At 56.5% G+C, this 16,714-nt stretch carries 19 protein-coding genes and 1 tRNA gene; 9 read left to right on the top strand and 11 right to left on the bottom strand.

What is annotated here, in order from left to right; all coding sequences use genetic code 11:
- Window positions 1-44 precede the first annotated feature (44 nt).
- Entirely contained in the window at window positions 45-2,039 is a 1,995-nt protein-coding gene (locus V8J85_RS07590; protein WP_339953119.1) for a prolyl oligopeptidase family serine peptidase, read from the bottom strand.
- Between the two features lie 42 nt (window positions 2,040-2,081).
- Window positions 2,082-2,873: a tryptophan synthase subunit alpha gene (gene trpA, locus V8J85_RS07585; RefSeq protein ID WP_339953118.1), complete on the bottom strand. Its 792-nt coding sequence runs from the start codon at window positions 2,871-2,873 to the stop codon at window positions 2,082-2,084.
- Window positions 2,874-3,023: 150 nt separating this feature from the next.
- On the opposite strand from trpA, the gene V8J85_RS07580 reads away from it, so the two are divergent.
- From V8J85_RS07580 to V8J85_RS07560, 5 genes are all read left to right on the top strand, one after another.
- Window positions 3,024-4,589: a sulfatase-like hydrolase/transferase gene (locus V8J85_RS07580; protein ID WP_339953117.1), complete on the top strand. Its 1,566-nt coding sequence runs from the start codon at window positions 3,024-3,026 to the stop codon at window positions 4,587-4,589.
- A 62-nt stretch (window positions 4,590-4,651) separates the two neighbouring features.
- Window positions 4,652-5,749, top strand: a complete 1,098-nt coding sequence (gene ychF, locus V8J85_RS07575; protein WP_339953116.1) for a redox-regulated ATPase YchF — start codon at window positions 4,652-4,654, stop codon at window positions 5,747-5,749.
- 10 nt (window positions 5,750-5,759) lie between these two features.
- On the top strand, window positions 5,760-6,143 hold the full coding sequence (locus tag V8J85_RS07570; RefSeq protein WP_339953115.1) for a hypothetical protein: 384 nt from the start codon (window positions 5,760-5,762) through the stop codon (window positions 6,141-6,143).
- Between the two features lie 57 nt (window positions 6,144-6,200).
- Window positions 6,201-6,425 carry a transcriptional regulator/antitoxin MazE gene (locus V8J85_RS07565; protein WP_339953114.1) on the top strand — a complete coding sequence of 75 codons (225 nt, stop codon included), beginning with the start codon at window positions 6,201-6,203 and terminating at the stop codon, window positions 6,423-6,425.
- A complete protein-coding gene (locus tag V8J85_RS07560) occupies window positions 6,422-6,805 on the top strand; it encodes a type II toxin-antitoxin system death-on-curing family toxin (protein WP_339953113.1) in 384 nt (127 codons plus the stop codon). Before V8J85_RS07565 ends, V8J85_RS07560 begins: the two co-directional genes overlap by 4 nt.
- On the opposite strand, the gene V8J85_RS07555 is transcribed toward V8J85_RS07560, so the two are convergent.
- Window positions 6,793-7,629 carry a TIGR03915 family putative DNA repair protein gene (locus tag V8J85_RS07555; RefSeq protein WP_339953112.1) on the bottom strand — a complete coding sequence of 279 codons (837 nt, stop codon included), beginning with the start codon at window positions 7,627-7,629 and terminating at the stop codon, window positions 6,793-6,795. The two genes, V8J85_RS07560 and V8J85_RS07555, sit on opposite strands and share 13 nt — an antisense overlap.
- Window positions 7,629-8,864, bottom strand: a complete 1,236-nt coding sequence (locus tag V8J85_RS07550) for a putative DNA modification/repair radical SAM protein (protein WP_339953111.1) — start codon at window positions 8,862-8,864, stop codon at window positions 7,629-7,631. The genes V8J85_RS07555 and V8J85_RS07550 overlap by 1 nt, the downstream gene beginning before the upstream one ends.
- A 168-nt stretch (window positions 8,865-9,032) precedes the next feature.
- On the opposite strand from V8J85_RS07550, the gene V8J85_RS07545 reads away from it, so the two are divergent.
- The gene (locus V8J85_RS07545) at window positions 9,033-9,452 is read left to right on the top strand and encodes a hypothetical protein (protein ID WP_339953110.1); all 420 of its coding nucleotides are present in this window, start codon (window positions 9,033-9,035) and stop codon (window positions 9,450-9,452) included.
- 107 nt (window positions 9,453-9,559) lie between these two features.
- Window positions 9,560-9,982, top strand: a complete 423-nt coding sequence (locus V8J85_RS07540; RefSeq protein WP_339953109.1) for a hypothetical protein — start codon at window positions 9,560-9,562, stop codon at window positions 9,980-9,982.
- A gap of 26 nt (window positions 9,983-10,008) precedes the next feature.
- Here V8J85_RS07540 and V8J85_RS07535 read toward each other — a convergent pair whose 3' ends face one another.
- Window positions 10,009-10,386, bottom strand: coding sequence for a nuclear transport factor 2 family protein (locus V8J85_RS07535; protein ID WP_339953108.1), 378 nt, complete (start codon window positions 10,384-10,386; stop codon window positions 10,009-10,011).
- Window positions 10,387-10,809: 423 nt separating this feature from the next.
- On the opposite strand from V8J85_RS07535, the gene V8J85_RS07530 reads away from it, so the two are divergent.
- A tRNA-Ser gene (locus tag V8J85_RS07530) sits at window positions 10,810-10,899 on the top strand.
- Between the two features lie 596 nt (window positions 10,900-11,495).
- Here the strand turns inward: V8J85_RS07530 and V8J85_RS07525 are convergent.
- The 3 genes from V8J85_RS07525 to V8J85_RS07515 all read right to left on the bottom strand — a co-directional run bounded on the left by V8J85_RS07525 (window position 11,496) and on the right by V8J85_RS07515 (window position 13,881).
- Complete coding sequence (locus V8J85_RS07525) at window positions 11,496-12,689, bottom strand: helix-turn-helix domain-containing protein (protein ID WP_339953107.1); 1,194 nt, start codon at window positions 12,687-12,689, stop codon at window positions 11,496-11,498.
- Between the two features lie 598 nt (window positions 12,690-13,287).
- On the bottom strand, window positions 13,288-13,536 hold the full coding sequence (locus V8J85_RS07520; protein ID WP_339953489.1) for an integrase core domain-containing protein: 249 nt from the start codon (window positions 13,534-13,536) through the stop codon (window positions 13,288-13,290).
- Between the two features lie 6 nt (window positions 13,537-13,542).
- Window positions 13,543-13,881 (bottom strand): IS3 family transposase, encoded by a 339-nt coding sequence (locus V8J85_RS07515; protein ID WP_339953106.1) that lies wholly within the window; start codon window positions 13,879-13,881, stop codon window positions 13,543-13,545.
- 83 nt (window positions 13,882-13,964) lie between these two features.
- Between V8J85_RS07515 and V8J85_RS07510 the strand changes: the two genes are divergently transcribed.
- Entirely contained in the window at window positions 13,965-14,606 is a 642-nt protein-coding gene (locus V8J85_RS07510) for a hypothetical protein (protein WP_339953105.1), read from the top strand.
- A gap of 3 nt (window positions 14,607-14,609) precedes the next feature.
- Here V8J85_RS07510 and V8J85_RS07505 read toward each other — a convergent pair whose 3' ends face one another.
- The 3 genes from V8J85_RS07505 to V8J85_RS07495 form a co-directional block, all read right to left on the bottom strand.
- On the bottom strand, window positions 14,610-15,653 hold the full coding sequence (locus V8J85_RS07505) for an EscU/YscU/HrcU family type III secretion system export apparatus switch protein (RefSeq protein ID WP_339953104.1): 1,044 nt from the start codon (window positions 15,651-15,653) through the stop codon (window positions 14,610-14,612).
- Complete coding sequence (locus V8J85_RS07500) at window positions 15,650-16,402, bottom strand: flagellar biosynthetic protein FliR (RefSeq protein WP_339953488.1); 753 nt, start codon at window positions 16,400-16,402, stop codon at window positions 15,650-15,652. The genes V8J85_RS07505 and V8J85_RS07500 overlap by 4 nt, the downstream gene beginning before the upstream one ends.
- Before the next feature lie 63 nt (window positions 16,403-16,465).
- Window positions 16,466-16,696, bottom strand: coding sequence for an EscS/YscS/HrcS family type III secretion system export apparatus protein (locus V8J85_RS07495; protein WP_339953103.1), 231 nt, complete (start codon window positions 16,694-16,696; stop codon window positions 16,466-16,468).
- Between the last annotated feature and the right edge of the window lie 18 nt (window positions 16,697-16,714).

Genomic DNA, 16,714 nt, shown 5'->3' with positions numbered 1-16,714 from the left:
TCCTTCGAATTGGTCATGTCTTCATACCAATTCGAAGGATTCTGTCAAAGCGATAGTGTTTTCCTCAGAAACGCGATGCCCAAGGCAAGCTCTTTCGCCGTCTCGGTGGTTTGCCCGCCACCGCCATGCCCACCGGAGCGGCTGTGGAACCAGAAGGGTTGCCCCGCTGCCGCCAACGCAGCGGCAAAACGACGGGAATGCGAGGGATCGACCCGATCATCGCTGTCATTGGTGTCGATCAGGGCAGGGGGATAAGTGCGCTGATCATACGGGACGACGTTATGCAGCGGCGAATAGGCCCTTAGCCATGCCCGTGCCTTTGGATTATCGGGATCACCATATTCATCGATCCACCCAGCACCCGCGGGGAACAGATGAAAACGCAGCATGTCCATGACGCCGACACTGGCCCAAACCGCGCCAAAGCGTTCGGGATAACTGGTCAGCATCACGCCACATAACAATCCGCCATTGCTGCCACCATGGCAGGCGATGCGTTCAGGCGTCGCATAGCCCCGTTCAACCAAATCGTTGGCGATCGCCGCGAAATCCTCGAACGCGCGGGGCCGGTTCTGACCCTTCGCCGCCAGATGCCAGGATTTCCCGAACTCCGACCCGCCGCGGACATAGGTCAGCACGTAAGCGCCGCCCTTTTCCAGCCAAAGCGGCCCCATCATCCGCAAGTAGTAGGGCGACAGCCCATTGGAAAAACCGCCATAGCCATACTGGAGAACCGGCAAATCACCATCGTGATCCTTCGGCAGGACAATGTGATAGGGCACCTCCGTCCCATCATCCGAGGTTGCCATATGCAGGCGCACCTCCATGCCGGTGCTGTCGAAACTGCGCGTGGATTCGACCAGTAATTCATATACCGGGTGGGTTGCATCTCCGTCGAACAGCCACGTTTGCGAGGGCGTCAGAAACCCGCTCGTTACCATCTGCAGCGGGCCATCATCCGCTTCGGCATCATAATGACCGACCCAGATCGATTGGGCATCGACCGGTAAGGGCAGCGCCTCTGGCTGGTTTTCCACGTCACGCAGGTCCAGGCGTATCAACGTGGGTTGCAGCGTATCCTGCTCGATCCAAAAGATATGATTTTTGGTAAACGCGATCGAATAGACATCGACCGCCCGTCGTTCAGTCGGCTTGAACATGACGCGACGTTGACTGCCATCCAGCCGCTGTAGCACCAACGTGCCGGCTGGGTCGGGGCCATCATCCGCCGCGACATAGGCATAGTGGGAATGGTTGTGGATCGTCACGGTGCCAGCGGGTGCGGTCAACGACACCTCATCCTTACCAATGCGGACGATCCCAAGATCGTCCCCAATCGCCCGCACACGCTTGAGCCCGATACCGCGCGTCCCATCGGACAGCGGGAACGTATAGCCGAACGCCAGCAGATCGCTCTCTTCGACCTCGAAAATCACCTTGGCGTCTTCGGGCGCCTGCCCGCGCTGCAGCGATGCGACCTGCCGTGGCCACCCCGACCGCGTCGCTGCGACCGCCCCGTTCGACATCAAGATCGTATTCGCATCCAGCCAAGCGACCGATGACCGCGCTGGTGCGATATCAAACCCATCCGGTACCGCCGCCTGTGCATCGCAATCCCATTCGAGGTACCGGGTCTGGTCCGACCCCTGATAAGACAACGCCAGCAGTACGCGCGTCGGTTCCGACCACAGTGTTTCCGGTCCGCGCCAATGCCAGTCTTCACCCGTCTCTTTGCAAAAGGCATCCAGATCGAACACGACCTGCCAGTCCGCATCGACAGTCGGTTTCACACCATCGGGAATACGGCGCCACACCCCGCGCGGATGATCGGCATCCTTGCGAAAGTTGAAAACCCAGTCACCGCGGCGCACAATCCCGCCCAGATTGTCCGGGTCTTCCAGCACCTTCGCCGCGCGGTTGACGTCGGTTGCAAAGACATCATCCTGCAACGCCCCTTCGGTCCGGGTGTTCTGCGCCGCAACGAAAGCCGCGATCGCATCATCGTCATTTTCAAGTTCAGGGAATATGAAATCTGCCATGCCCCGATCGTCTCAGGTCACGGGCCCAGATACCAGCGGTTTTCAGGCGCGATGGGTCCCGTCGGCAAGGCTTTTCACAAAGGCCGTAACTTGATCCACGGATTGCCCCGCGCCGACCTTCTCGACGATGGCAGAGCCGACAACGGCCCCATCGGCGATCCGGGCGATGCTTTCTGCCGCTTCGGGTGTCTTGATCCCAAATCCCACGATCACCGGTAGATCGGTCTGCGCCTTGATCCGGGCCACCTCGGGCGCCACTTGGTCGGCCTGAACATCGGCAGTGCCGGTGATCCCGGTCATGGAGACGTAATAGACAAAGCCAGACGTATTCTGCAGCACTGTGGGCAGTCGTTTGTCATCTGTCGTCGGTGTCGCAAGCCGGATAAAGTTGATTCCGGCCTTCTGCGCCGGAATGCACAATTCATCATCCTCTTCCGGGGGAAGGTCTACGATAATCAAGCCGTCGACGCCCGCAGCCTTCGCATCCGCCAGAAAAGCGTCCACACCCCGCGAATAGATCGGGTTGTAATATCCCATCATCACGATCGGGGTGGTGTCACCCGTTTCTCGCACGGCCCTTGCATAATCCAGCGTCTTTTCAAGATCCTGCCCGGCCTCCAGCGCGCGCTGCCCGGCCAGTTGGATCGTCGTGCCATCCGCCATCGGATCGGTGAACGGCATGCCCAGTTCGATGATATCGACGCCCGCGTCGGGCAGGGCCTTCACAAGCTCCAGTCCGGTCTCATAATCCGGATCGCCCGCCATTACATAGGCCACGAACGCCTTCTTCCCCTCTGCACGCAACTGCGCAAATTTCGCGTCGATTCTGCTCATTGCCGTCCCTGTCTTCAACGTCGGGGTGGTGTGCGGGAAACACCACGAAAACGCAAGCAAATGCACGCGCAGCGGATCATACAATGTAACAATTTCTTGACAACATGATCAGCGAAGTTTGAAAGACATGAAGCCTTCGAGGGAATTTTCATGTTGTCGTATCGCAAGCATTTGGCAGTGGCCGCCTTCACTGCACTGCTTTTTGTCAGCGCAACCTTCCTTCTGATGCCAGGCCTGTCTGGCAAAGACATCGGTCGGATCGGTGCATGGATTTTGATCATCGGCCTCATCGCCGGTTGGCCTTATCTGAAGAAACGTCCGCCCAAGGCTGTCTGGATCGCGGTTTTATGCGGCCTGATCGCCATACCCGCCTTTGTCATCGAACGGGCATTTGGCAAGATCGATGTTTTGGGGCTGCTGGTCCATCTGCAGTTGGGGATCGATGGCGCGGATCTGTCCGGCATGGGGACCGACATACGCGAAGGAATCGGCGGTGTTGTCCTTTTTCTGGGTAGCTGCTTCGCACTTTGGGCGCTGATGAACCTGCCGCGATGGTCGTTTGGCGTTCCGGCTGTTGCTCTGCTTATGATCAATCCCATTGCCATCAGCATGTTGGTTTATGCAACCAGCGCGCCAGTTGAAAGTGATCTGCATACGCGATTGGCAACGCCGCAGGTCACGTCTTCTGACATCCGACCGGATGTCATATTGATTTATCTTGAGGGAACGGAACGCACCTTCAACCAAACAAGTAAGTTCGGCGACAGCTATCGTGTAATCTCGGACTACGAAAAGGAAGCGCTGACATTCACCAATATTCATCAGGTGAGTGGAACGGGTTGGACACTTGGCGGACTGACGGCGTCCATGTGCGGCCTGCCTGTCCTGCCCAACGGACTGCGGCAACTGAACAAGTTCGAGGGGCAGAACGATTTCATGTCTTCGAAAATCTGCCTGAGCGATGTGACTGCGCGGGTCGGATATCAAAACAAATTCTTGCTTGGCAGCGATGTGGCGTTTTCCGGAAAGAACCACCTGCTGATGTCGCACAACTTCACCGAGATCTTTGACCGGGCTAATTTGGAAGGGATGTATGATCAGCAGGAATTGGACCGTGCGATGTCCGGTTGGGTTTACGATGACCAGATGCTTTTTGATGCCGCCGGTCGGGTCTATGATGAAAGCATAGAGGACCCTGATCCTCTTTTGATGATCGTGGAAACATTCGGGCCGCATGGTAAAACAGCGGCGCTGTCACGGCGTTGTACGCCGGATGGTCAATCCGTCGTCACAGCCGACATCGAAGGGCCTGTCACGTGCATGCTGGACGAGATGCAGACGTTTATCACGCATGTTCAGAGCAACCGGAACAATCGGCCTACCCTTGTTTTCCTGCTGTCCGATCATCTGCATCACGGCCCGGCGATGAAGGATATCGTATCGGACGCCGAACGCCGCAACACCGCCCTGATGCTGAGTTTTGGCTATGACACACCCTATCTGACGCCCGGAGCCGCCAATGACCGCCTGGCCAGTATGCTTGATCTCTATCCCACCATGCTGGCGGTGATGGGCCTCGCCGGGCCTGATGCCCGTGGTGGCCTTGGTGTATCTCTGTTTTCTGATGATCCGACGCTGGTTGCTGAAAAGGGGTTAGAGCAGCTTAATGACGAACTCTACCGCAACCCTGACCTCGCGCTGGCCATTTGGAACTGAGCGCGGTTGCGCCAGACGCAAACCCCACCTAGAAGCGCCTTGACCAAGAAGGGAGAGCCGCAATGGGTTTCAAAATGGGTATCGTCGGACTGCCGAATGTCGGCAAATCGACCCTGTTCAATGCGCTGACCAAGACAGCCGCAGCGCAGGCGGCGAACTTTCCTTTCTGCACGATCGAACCCAACGTGGGCGAGGTCGCTGTGCCCGACGCGCGCCTCGACAAACTCGCCGCCATCGCGCAATCCAAACAGATCATCCCCACCCGGATGACCTTTGTCGACATTGCGGGCCTCGTGAAAGGCGCGTCCAAAGGTGAAGGCCTCGGTAACCAATTCCTCGCCAATATCCGCGAATGCGACGCGATTGCCCACGTCCTGCGCTGTTTCGAGGATGACGACATCACACATGTCGACGGGCGGGTCGACCCGGTCGAGGACGCCGAAACGATCGAAACCGAACTCATGCTCGCCGACCTCGAAAGCATCGAAAAGCGGATGCAGAACATCGTCCGCAAGGTGCGCGGCGGCGACAAGGACGCGGTACAGCAGGAACGGCTGCTCAAGATGGCGCAAGAAGCGCTGGAAAACGGTCAGCCTGCCCGGACGGTGGACATCGATGCAGACGACGCCAAAGCCTGGAAGATGCTGCAACTGCTCACCACCAAACCGGTCCTCTACGTCTGCAATGTCGAGGAAGACAGCGCGAGCGAAGGCAACAGCCAATCCGCCGGCGTCGCGGAAATGGCGGCGGCCCAAGGCAACAGCCACGTCGTCATCAGCGCCCGGATCGAAGAGGAAATCAGCCAGCTCAAGGCCGAAGAGGCCGAGATGTTCCTGTCTGAAATGGGCCTTGAAGAACCGGGGCTCGACCGGTTGATCCGCGCAGGTTACGAACTGCTGCACCTGCAAACCTACTTCACCGTCGGCCCAAAAGAGGCCCGCGCCTGGACGATCAAGGAAGGCACTTCTGCCCCGCAGGCCGCAGGCGTCATCCACGGCGATTTCCAACGCGGCTTTATTCGGGCGGAGACCATCGCCTATGACGACTTCGTCACACTCGGCGGCGAAGGCCCGGCGAAAGAGGCTGGCAAGATGCGCGCCGAGGGCAAGGGGTACATCGTCAAGGACGGCGACGTGATGCACTTCCTGCACAGCGGCTAAAGGACTGACCATGAGAATTATCACGACACTCGCACTGATTACGCTCACCGCCTGCAGCAACGAAAGCCTGATCAACAGCGCCTACCCGGACCGCGAACGCATCTCCTTCGCCTCCAGCGACGGGATCGACACGTTCACCTATCTCTGCGAACCCGGTTCAACACCCGCCGAAACACAGTCCCGCGCGCAAGAGGCGCATCGCTTCGTCGAGGTTAATCTGGATGTCGCATCGGAACGCGCCGCAGAACAGTTGATCAGCGATGTCGAAGAGGACCGCTCGCGCCTTGGAAGCAGCATTAGGCTGGCCACCGCGATGAACCGGGCAGCTGAATTGATCGCCGAACAGACCGACGAACGCTATCAGTGCCTGCTGATCGACACAGGCGATAGCTGACACCTTGATCTCAGGCATATACGGATGTATATACATCCGTATCAAGGAGTCGGAACAATGTTCGAGACCAAAATCCGCAAAGTCGGCAATTCCGCCGTGATCACCCTGTCGAAAGAGGCGATGGCCGTCATCGACGCCGCCGAGGGCGATACGATCTACCTCGTGCGCACCGACGACGGCAGCCTTGCACTGCGGCGGCATGAGGATGATTTTGCCGCGGCGATGCGTGCCGCTGAAAAGGTCATGGACGACAACAGGGACGCCCTTCAGGCCCTCGCATGAACGATCCAACATGGTTGCCGATCAGCGTCATTTATGTGGTGCATGATCGGCAAATCTCACGACACGGCGGTACGCCGGGGATCAGGGATCGAGCGCTGATTGAAATGGGCTGCGCGCGGCCTTTGAACCTGTGGGCCTATGGCGAACCTGATATATTCGACTTGGCCGCGGGCTATGCCTTCGGGATCGCCAAGGCGCATGGTTTTGTCGACGGGAACAAGCGGACGGCACTTGTCGCCGCGCTGACCTTTCTCAGCATTAACGGTATCGACATCGTGCCCGATCAGATGACAGCAGTGCGACAAATGGAAGGCCTCGCCGAAGGCACCGTGCCAGAGGCCGAATTCGCACGCTGGCTGCGCGACACTCACTCCGCCTGATCATCCCCGCGCAACTGCTTCAAAATCCTCTCCGCCCGCTCCGGCGGCAGGGTTGGCGCGGCATCCCGCATCTCCTGCACCCGCCGCTCGGCATTGCGGATCAGTTCCGGGATATGCGCGGCCTCCGGCATATTCTTCCAATACTTCTTCGGCATCTCCGACGTCATCGCCTGCACCTTTACCCGCGCCGGGTTGAAGATATTGCAGAAATACGTCCCCCATAGCGCCTCTGCCGCATCCTCGGGCAAATCCGGCTTGGGCTGGCCGGGATGAAACGACAGATTGCCATCCACAAACTGCGCGGTCACATCCGGCGTCGCGATCATCCAGTCCATATCGGCGAAACGACGGGCAAAGAACGGTGCTGTGGGTTCGACCGTATGATGCGTCGGCTCAAACCACGCGGCAAAGCTGCGCCGCTCGCCCCCCTGACGCAGATCACGAAACCGCACGAAGGCCTTCATCTTGTGCCGACACCGGTTCACCGCCTTTTCCATTTGACGCAGCTTGGCCAGTTCCGGGTCAGCGCGATCCTGCATCAACCGCGGCTGATGCCGCAGCCGCCATAACAGCGCATAAAGCCGGGCAAAGCGCTGCGGGTCCTTATGCCAGACCACATTCTGCGACAGTTGCACAAAACTCTGCGGTGCCTTCACGCGGCGGGTGGGGGCGGGCAGGGGGGTATCCGTCTCGAACAACTCCCCCATCGTGTCGCCATAATCCCACAGAATATCATGGGGCGACACACCGGCCCCGATCAGGCGCTTGGCCGCATCGCGCCAAACCACATCGGTGCCAATCACAGGAAGCGGAACGGTAAACATCAAAACAGGCTCAGTTGTTCAGGGGGCGGGGCGAAACGAGCGCGCAGGTCGGCGCTGTCGGTCAGGGCACCGGGGGACCAGCCGTCGGCGATGATGAACGCCTTCGCCTTTTTCAGCAGCGCACCCATGCGTAGCAGATCATCGTACCGTAGGCGACGGTGGCGGCGACTGCTCAAAATCCGGCCCACAATCCGTGTTCCAAACCCTGGCACGCGCAACAGCATCTCTTTCGCAGCCCGGTTCACATCCACCGGAAACAGTCCACGGTTCTGCAAGGCCCAGGCGAGTTTCGGATCGATGTCCAGATCAAGGTTCCCATCCGGCCGCACCGCCGTGACCTCACCCACGTCAAAGCCATAAAACCGCAGCAGCCAATCCGCCTGATACAACCGATGCTCCCGCACCAGCGGCGGCTTGATCAGCGGCAATTTCGCCGTCGCATCCGGGATCGGGGAGAACGCGGAATAATACACACGGCGCAACTTGTAATCGCCATAAAGCCGGCTCGACTGGCCCAGGATCGTCGCATCATTGGCCCCATCCGCCCCCACGATCATCTGCGTCGATTGCCCTGCCGGGGCAAAGCGTTTGCCGCGCTTGCCGCGATAAGATCGCTCGCCCGCCACTTCTTTCCGCGCCCGCACATCCCCCATCGCCTTGCGAATGGTCGCCGGGTTCTTTTCCGGGGCATAGACCTGCACGCTGCGATCGGTCGGCAATTCCACATTGATCGACAACCGATCTGCATAAAGCCCCGCCTGCTCGACCAATTCCGGCGCCGCATCGGGGATCGTCTTCAGATGAATATAGCCCCGAAACCGCTCCACCTCGCGGAGGCGTTGCGCAATGCGCACCATATCGGCCATGGTCGCATCGGGTGAGCGAATGATCCCCGACGACAAAAACAGACCCTCAATGTAGTTCCGCCTGTAAAACTCGATCGTCAGCTGCACAATCTCATCAACGGAAAACCGGGCACGGGCGACATTCGACGACACCCGATTGATGCAATAGGCGCAATCATAGATGCAGAAATTCGTCATCAGGATTTTTAGCAGACTGATACACCGCCCATCCGGCGCATAGGCATGACAGATCCCCGATCCCTCGGTCGACCCCAACCCCTTGCCATCACGACTGTCCCTGCGCGCCGTCCCGCTTGACGCGCAAGAGGCGTCGTAACGGGCAGCATCGCTCAGGATCGCGAGCTTTTGTGAAAGGTCCATACGCGGCATGCGTTCATGTTATGTTCCCATGAATTGCCGCGCAACCTTAAACCCGCACCGGTTTGGAATTTGACCTTGCGGGTTGCATAATGACGACTGCAATGTATACGCAAAAATGGGGGTGATCACTATTAAGGTTTCCGGGACAAGTCCACGGAACCTGCGAAAGGATCGCAAATGCGATACAAACTACCATTGCTCGCTTTCGTCGCTCTTTCGGCATGCGAGGCTGATCCGGCGCAAATGTGTCGTGACAATTCTGCCGATGTGCAGGCATATCGCGAAGCCCGTTTCGCGTTCGGTATCGCTGATGCGAACGTCGAAAGAGGTTATGCCATCGGCTTTGAAATCAACGAAGGACTGGCAGCGTTGAGTTCCGACGCCACAGTGCGCCGCAGATGCGAATCGACAAGCGCGAACGGCAGTAGATCGGAATACGATTGTCTGTATACAGTCGCCGGTTCGGGCAATGTGCGGCCCGTCCCTGTCAGCATGGCCGAAGAACGTAAAATTCGCGCACGGTACAAGGCCGAACTCGATCGGCTGGGACCCAAATACCTGGCGGAATGGGAACGCTGCGATCGTGAAAACCCATAACCCCGGTGACCGACGAAAGTTATCTTTCCCATAAACGGGTCGGATCGCCGCGCCGCTCGGGCGGTGACCCGATTCCCGCGACATCTTTCACAAAAAGGAACTTCTTTATGAAGTATTGGTTTGCGATACCACTTGTCATGTTGTCCGGTTGCGGTCTGGGCCCGGTCCTCTGCAAAAGCGACGTGCGCGTCGCGCTCGACGAACCCGAAAGCGCGATCAGAATGGCTGAACGCAACCTTGAACGGGGCTATTTTTGGGGGCGCGAGGTCGTCAGCCTGCGCAGCGATGATCTTGACGCGACGACGGATGACCCCGATTTGCGGACGGGGGCCTGCACACGGCTTGATCTGCAAGGGGTGGAACGCCCCTATACCTGCTTTTACAGAGTAGTGGACTTTCCGACCGAAGAGACGCTCCGGCTAAGGGTCGTGCCAAGCGAGGAAAGGGCGATCATCGCCCAGCAAACACCGCTTGCAAACAAACTTCGCGCCACGTTCGAGCGTGACCTCGCGGCCTGTGAAGAAGGCTAGTGGTCTACAAAGCCCGGACCGGGATCTCAAGACAGATCCCCGGTCGTGGGTGTCGCCTGATGAAAACGCAACTGCCAGCGGCCCGCCGCGCGTATCCAGATCGATGACCGCTTGCCCAGGCGTATGCGCCCGGCGTCGCGATCTTCACTGACACAAGTGACCAACACCACATCTTCGGAAAGATATCGGGCGGTGAAGTCGCGCAGCGACAGGGTGGCATCGATTATCCCGGGTATGTCACCCTCTCCGATCAGGTCAGATCGGCGATATGTTCGGCCGGACCAGCCGAATTCGACAAAGTCTTCAGCCAGGACCCGTTTCAGAAATCCGTCGTCAAAACGGGTTTCGGCGCGCCAAAGGCTTTCCTCCAGAGCTCTGATCTCACAAAACGTTTTCTGGTCCATGATACCCGCCCTTCGTCCCGAGTGTTAACGTCGATCATCACTTGAGGTCATTGCCGATGTCGTCGCGGATATCGGGCGGAACACATTTGCACCTGTCCGATACGCACGCTTAACAGGTGTGCATTGGCGATCATGCCAACCGTTAACAAAATCCACAAAGACCGGGCGCCAGGGTCCGATGAAAGTCCGACGCAATTCCGATGGTTATCCGACAACGGAAATTCAAAATTATTATAATAAAATCAGATACTTATAATTAAACCAACGTACAACCCGCGCGATTACAACCTTCAAACCCCAAAAAATGCCGCGCGAACCATCAACGCGGCCTTAACGATTTGACGGCACATGACCGCACCGCGCAAAACAACGTAGCCATTTCGCCCCTTGCCCAGACTGGCGCGCATGGATAAACGGGTCAACGGAGACGTGGCCGAGTGGTCGAAGGCGCTCCCCTGCTAAGGGAGTAGGCGGGAAACCGTCTCGAGGGTTCGAATCCCTTCGTCTCCGCCACAAAAACAGCGCTACATTTCTGCGAACATCCTGTCTCACGACGGAAACGCCTGCAAAATTTCGGGACGTTCCGTTATATATGTGGCTTTGACGCGCGCCTCGGGTATCACGATTTGTTCTGACGCTACTTCACCCATAGACGATCGATACGCGAACGACGGCTTTGAATAATCGTTGCGGTGCATGACGATTTTTGTCTGCAGGCAACGCATATGCATCAGCCGTCGTCCGTTGTGACCTGTCAGTGTCAGATCGGTCAGAGTCCTATTGTTGTTGTGGCCAGTGCCTGGTTTTCGGCCGCGACTCTCTGCTGGACGGCGACACAGGCTTGCAGGTCTCCTGCAACGCACGCGGCATCAAGTTGCTCGCGTGCTGAAATCTCGGCGGGTGTTTCGCAAGCGCTAAGACCAAAAGCGGCCAAAATCAGGTATCGTTTCATTGTCGTATCTTTCTTAGTTTAAGCTAGGATGACCGTCGCAGTTGCGCGAATGACAGATCGCGTTCGAGCGGCTGCGGGCGGTAAGTCATTAGGTGTTATGGGTGACGTGGTGATGGGTATCCTTCGGTCGGTTTTCATTGTATCCCGTTTCCCAAATTCACGCGGGTCCGTCGTCCAACCCAGCAGGATGAGACAGTGTTTTTCGATAACTTGTGGGTGTTTCACCGGTCAGCCGCTTGAAAGCGTTGTAGAATGACGACCGCGCGTTGAACCCGACTTCGTAGGTGATTGTCAAAACGGTATTATCTGTTTTGGCCAACAATTCCTTAGCCTCGGCGATGCGGTAGCTGTTCACGAAATCAAAAAAGCTCGCTTCGATCTCCTCGCTGAATGTCTGGGAAACGTAGTTGGGGGACGCTCCGACATGACGCGCCAGAGTCCAAAGTGACAGGTTGGGATCCCGGTGCAGGTGATCTTGCTCCATCGCTGCGCGGAGCTTTCGCGCGATCCGGGCGGAGGCCTCCGCGCTCAGCGCCGACTTTTCGTATTTCTCCGACGGTTGCGCGGGTTGCGACGTCACGGTCATATCGGTCTGCCCTGTATCATCAAAGTCTGGCAACAATGGCGGGCGTTGCCGCAGCCCCCAAAGTGTTGTTGTCGCCACCAGGGCCAGGCCGACGACACTGGTGACACTGAAGACAAGGGCCAGTGCGGTTGTCCGCGTTGCGTCCAACACCAGAAATTGGATGCCCACACTGGCCAACCAAAACAACGCCCCCAGACCGCCGATCATATAGATCCAGCGCAATTCATGTGCTTCGGTACTCGAATAGACATCGCGTAGCATGACGCGGTAGCGCAGCAGGCGTCGCACGATCAAAACCAAGTAGACGGGAATCTGGACAAAGACAGCCAACTGCAGCACGGCCAAGATGACAAGAAGTCCAAGCGACCAGCCAGAGGGCAGCGTTTCCGTATCGGTGTCGAGAAAGGCTGACGCAGTGTCAGACGTCACCGCGATAAGTACCCCGACGAGCATCGCAAGGCCCGGCAAAAATAGATGTCGACGGATACGGACAGGTCGCTGATCATCGGGCGACGTCAACGAAAACACATAGAGCCAGAACAAGGGTGCCAGAGCCAGCGAGCTGGGAAACCAAACGACCAGTTCGATTACATTGAGATAGGCCGCATCCATGCGCTCGACCATGCGTCCAAATGCTTCGGGGGCATTGTTGACCGCCACGGCAGCCAGAAACATCGCGAAATGACGGCTGACATGGGAATATCGTGTTTGCGTCAGGCCAAAGGCGATACCAAAAAGCGTGATTGCGATGGTGGCAGTGCTCATTATTTCGGCAATGATTTGTTCCATGCCGCAACGTGTCGCAAACCATAGTCAGAGGCCAGAGGGCAAAGTCAGTCAACACCCCGATATGTGGCCATCCCTGCCCAGATGGCGCAAGCAATTCAGACAAGAAGCAAAGAATGTTCGATAATTTTTATTGCGACACTGGCCGGTGTCCGACGGGTGTCAGTTCCCGCGCCACAAGGTATCCGCATGTTTAACGGCTGCTTAACGCAAATTCTCGCCTGGCATAGCGTATGTATCGGGTCCGGCTATAAATGGAGTCTGGGGTAAAAGTAACCCATTGATATTGCGTTGTTAAATGAAATTTGTTCACTTTGTCGGGCAAGACCTGACCCTGACGATGAGGTCGTTACAAAAAGGTGCCCGGAGGCGCCAGTTTCAAACCTGGACACAATTTGCCAGTCGAGAAGATCTGCCAGATAGAAGATTGGCAAACCTTCCCGGTCGACGGCCAAATCGATCTGCTGCTCACCGATTTTCTCATAAACTTGCCCTTCATCAATACCTAATGTCCGGGAAGCAGATGTGACAGTCTGATTTGTGCCCAAAAAAGCGATTTAGGACTGTTGAGGTGCCGCTAGATTTTTAGACGCTTTGCCCCCAAAATTTGAGTCAACGAGGCCGATATGGGAAAAGCAAACTCCTGCGGGGTAAGGTTGCCGAGGGATGAATGTGGTCTGTATTGATTATAGCTCTCCTTCCAAACGGTGATCTTTTGGCGGGCCTCAGCCAGTGACGAGAACAGGGTTTCGTTCAAAAGCTCATCTCGGAAGCTGCCGTTGAACGACTCGACGAAGGCGTTCTGCATCAGCTGTCCCGGAGCGATGTGGTGCTAGTCGATCTGCGTTTCTTGGCACCATGTGAGCACCGCCATGCCGGCCAGTTCCGTCCCGTTGTCGTTGACAATCGTTCTGGGCCGTCCACGCCGCACCATGATTGCCGTATCAAGGTTCCAGCATTCATTGCGGCGTTGCGGCACCAGCATTGACCTTCGCGTTCTCAGAGCATGCTTCCGGCCTCCAAGCTTGCGCACTTGCAGCTTTTCTTCGCGATAGGGCCGCCTCAGCTTCTTCTGGTTCACCCGCCATCCTTGGCGTTCGAGTATCACATGTACTCGGCGATATCCAATCCGCGCTGTACGCAAGGATTGCGTAAAGCGATGCGTAGACACCTAGTGATCTGGGTATACCACACAGTTTCACCACCAGTCGCTTAACCATTTAATCTAATTGCTCATTTCCAACGGGTCACAACATGTCAGCAGGCATCACCAAAGAACCCTCCGATTTCAACGACATTGATGACGATCAGGAATACGGATCGCCGCTCAGGTCGAAGATGAAACCTCTCTTTCCGACGACAAGTCGGCGGGTCGGAAGATCCTTGAAGCAGCCACCGGGACCTTCCGTCGACGACGGCCAATCAGATGCAGGCGGTGGAGCCGAGGATGCGTCCGAGAACCCGCTCAATGCGGCGATTGTCCGGATTGGTGAGGTTCTCAAGACACGGCATGGTCGCGATCGGTTTGAAAACCATTTTCTCGAGATGATGCCAGAGGAAACCGAGCAGATTCAGCGAACGGTTTCGCAGCTTCATGAAGAACAGATTTTCAGCTTGCGGATCCTGTCCGCCAGCAGCGCCAGGCAACCGCAGATTTCATATCAGACCCGTGAGAAGATGAACCTCTTACTCGGCTCTGACCAGCGGTCAATCCTGTGTATTGACGGCGGCGCGATTACCTTGATTGTCGCACCTGATCTTTCAGGTGATCAGGTGCTCGAAGAAGCGATAGGAACGCTCGCAGATGAGATACGTATGGTCGCTGCGGAAAACGATGTGCGCTCTGAAAGACATCGTTTGACGGTCTTCCTACGCGACCTGATCGCCCAAGGCTGAACGTTACATACCGAACATGTCTTGGACCGCGCTAATGAACGCGGCATAGCTGCCCTCATCCAACGGATCGCCCAGTGGTCTTGTCAGGCCTGCTTTGGTCAGTAGTTCATGTTCTTTCTCTGGCCAGCCTTGATTGGTGATATCCTGACGTAGTTTCAGCGCTTCGCGAGCCGTCAGCGCTTTCACTACGACATAGGGTGCCACAACATCGGGTGGACGAAATTCGATGCCGACAGCCTTCCCTTCGAAAAAGAAGCACATTGTGGCGTTTTCGGCTTTTGCTTCGCGTCGCGGCGTATTCGCCTCGCGCATCAGACGGCGGCGTTCCTGGCGAATTTCCGGTGTCCCGTGCTGGTCTTTTCGCTCTCGCTTCTGCTCTGTTTCGGTCATCCTTTGTTCGCTGAGGAAAACCTTGTTCTGCACAATCATGTCGACCACGGCAGCAAGGATAAATATCACTACCGCACCGATCACGAGTAGTCGGAAAATCGGCATGATTTGTATGGCCATGCATTCGCCGGTGCAGGTCCATTGCTGTAGAAGGGCCAGAAATGGCCAAAAGCCAAGAAGTCCCGCGAAGGCTAGCCACAATAATATTCGCGTCGCAGACACCGGGGTTTCAATCAACCCGCGGCGTCCATAGATTCTTTTGAAACCAGCTTTCGGCGAAACCCGGTTCAGTTGTGGTATCACCGGCTTCATCGCAAAAATGAAACCCTTGTTGTAGATCATTGCGGCTACAAACGCTGTCACCAAGGTGATCCCTAGTATCGGAAGGATTGCGAGCAAAAGAGTGCGTCCAAGAACGTTTGAACTGACTGATCGCGCCTGATCAAATGGCATCGCGATCACCTCCATGCTTGAGGTGATCATGAATTGTAGTTGTATCCATATCAACGGGGCAGTACCGAGAATGAGGGCAATGCCCAAGGCGCAGGCCAAAAAGCCGGACGATTCCGCACTGCTGGCGACCGACCCCTTTTCACGTTGCTTGCGGAGTTTGGCGTCTGAAGCTGCGTGTTTTTTGGCCTCTGATCCTTCGCTCATTCGAAGAACCTTTGCAATATCATCAGGGCGCCACTGCTTTCGGCGATCTTTTCATCCGACAGCCCCCAAATCAACCAGGCCGTGAGCGGAAGAGTGAGCGCGGTGGCAAGATTCTTGAGCGGGAAGGCCATGTCGTAAAAGTTAAATCGCCGCCCTAATCGGGCCGCGACCGAAACGGCCAGTTCAATGACGACCAGCATCCCAAGCAGCGGCAGGGCCACCCAAATTGCACTGATGATCGTACGTGTCAGAATATCGACAGCCTGCAAACCAACAGAGGCGCTGAATGTCGGAAAGCTAAAACTGACCGGCCAGATTATGTAGCTTGAATAAAGGTTTTCGATAAGTCTTTCAAAACCGCCAAAACTGAAGAATGCAAAGAAACCTATGACCAGATACATCACTGAGAATGTATGCAACGTGCCCCCACCCGGATCGGGGGTGCCGGTTTCATTTTCTCCCCGAAATGCGTCTGTGATCGCACCGGCATATTGCAGCGCGAAAAACGGCAGGGATGCCAGAAACCCCAGCGCATATCCAAGGCCGAACTCCTTGAGGCTGAGCGGAGCCAGTTGCAGTGCATTTGGTTCGACAATCAGCGCTTCGATTGCGTCAAGGTTTCCGCCGATGGTCGGTAGAGCAAGGGCAATCGCTATTGACAGCCGCAACATGAGCGCGCTCTTGAGTGCCCAAGTCATCGCCAGAAAACCCAATAGAAGGCCGAATGGTCGCAGAGCGATCAGGATCATGATCGGATAAGCCTTTGCGATGCCATAGTCGGTAACAATTCTGATGAGATCGTCACCCATAGTTCACCTGGCAAGAACGTGAAATTCTTCAAAGATCTGTGTCGTTGACGTCATCAGCGGCCCGGTTAGCCTGGTCCCGAATATCAGCAAAACAAGAACGACAGCTGTGATCTTGATTGTCTGGGACAACGTCTGGTCCTGGATTTGCGTTACCGCCTGAAAAAAAGACATCAAAAAGCCGGATAACGTCGCGATTGCCAAAGGAACACCGGCTAAAATGGCGACATCAACCATGAATGTGACAAGAAGCGA

This window comes from Yoonia sp. 2307UL14-13 (assembly GCF_037572755.1).
Classification (GTDB): domain Bacteria; phylum Pseudomonadota; class Alphaproteobacteria; order Rhodobacterales; family Rhodobacteraceae; genus Yoonia.
This window is presented reverse-complemented; position numbering and strand designations above follow the sequence as displayed.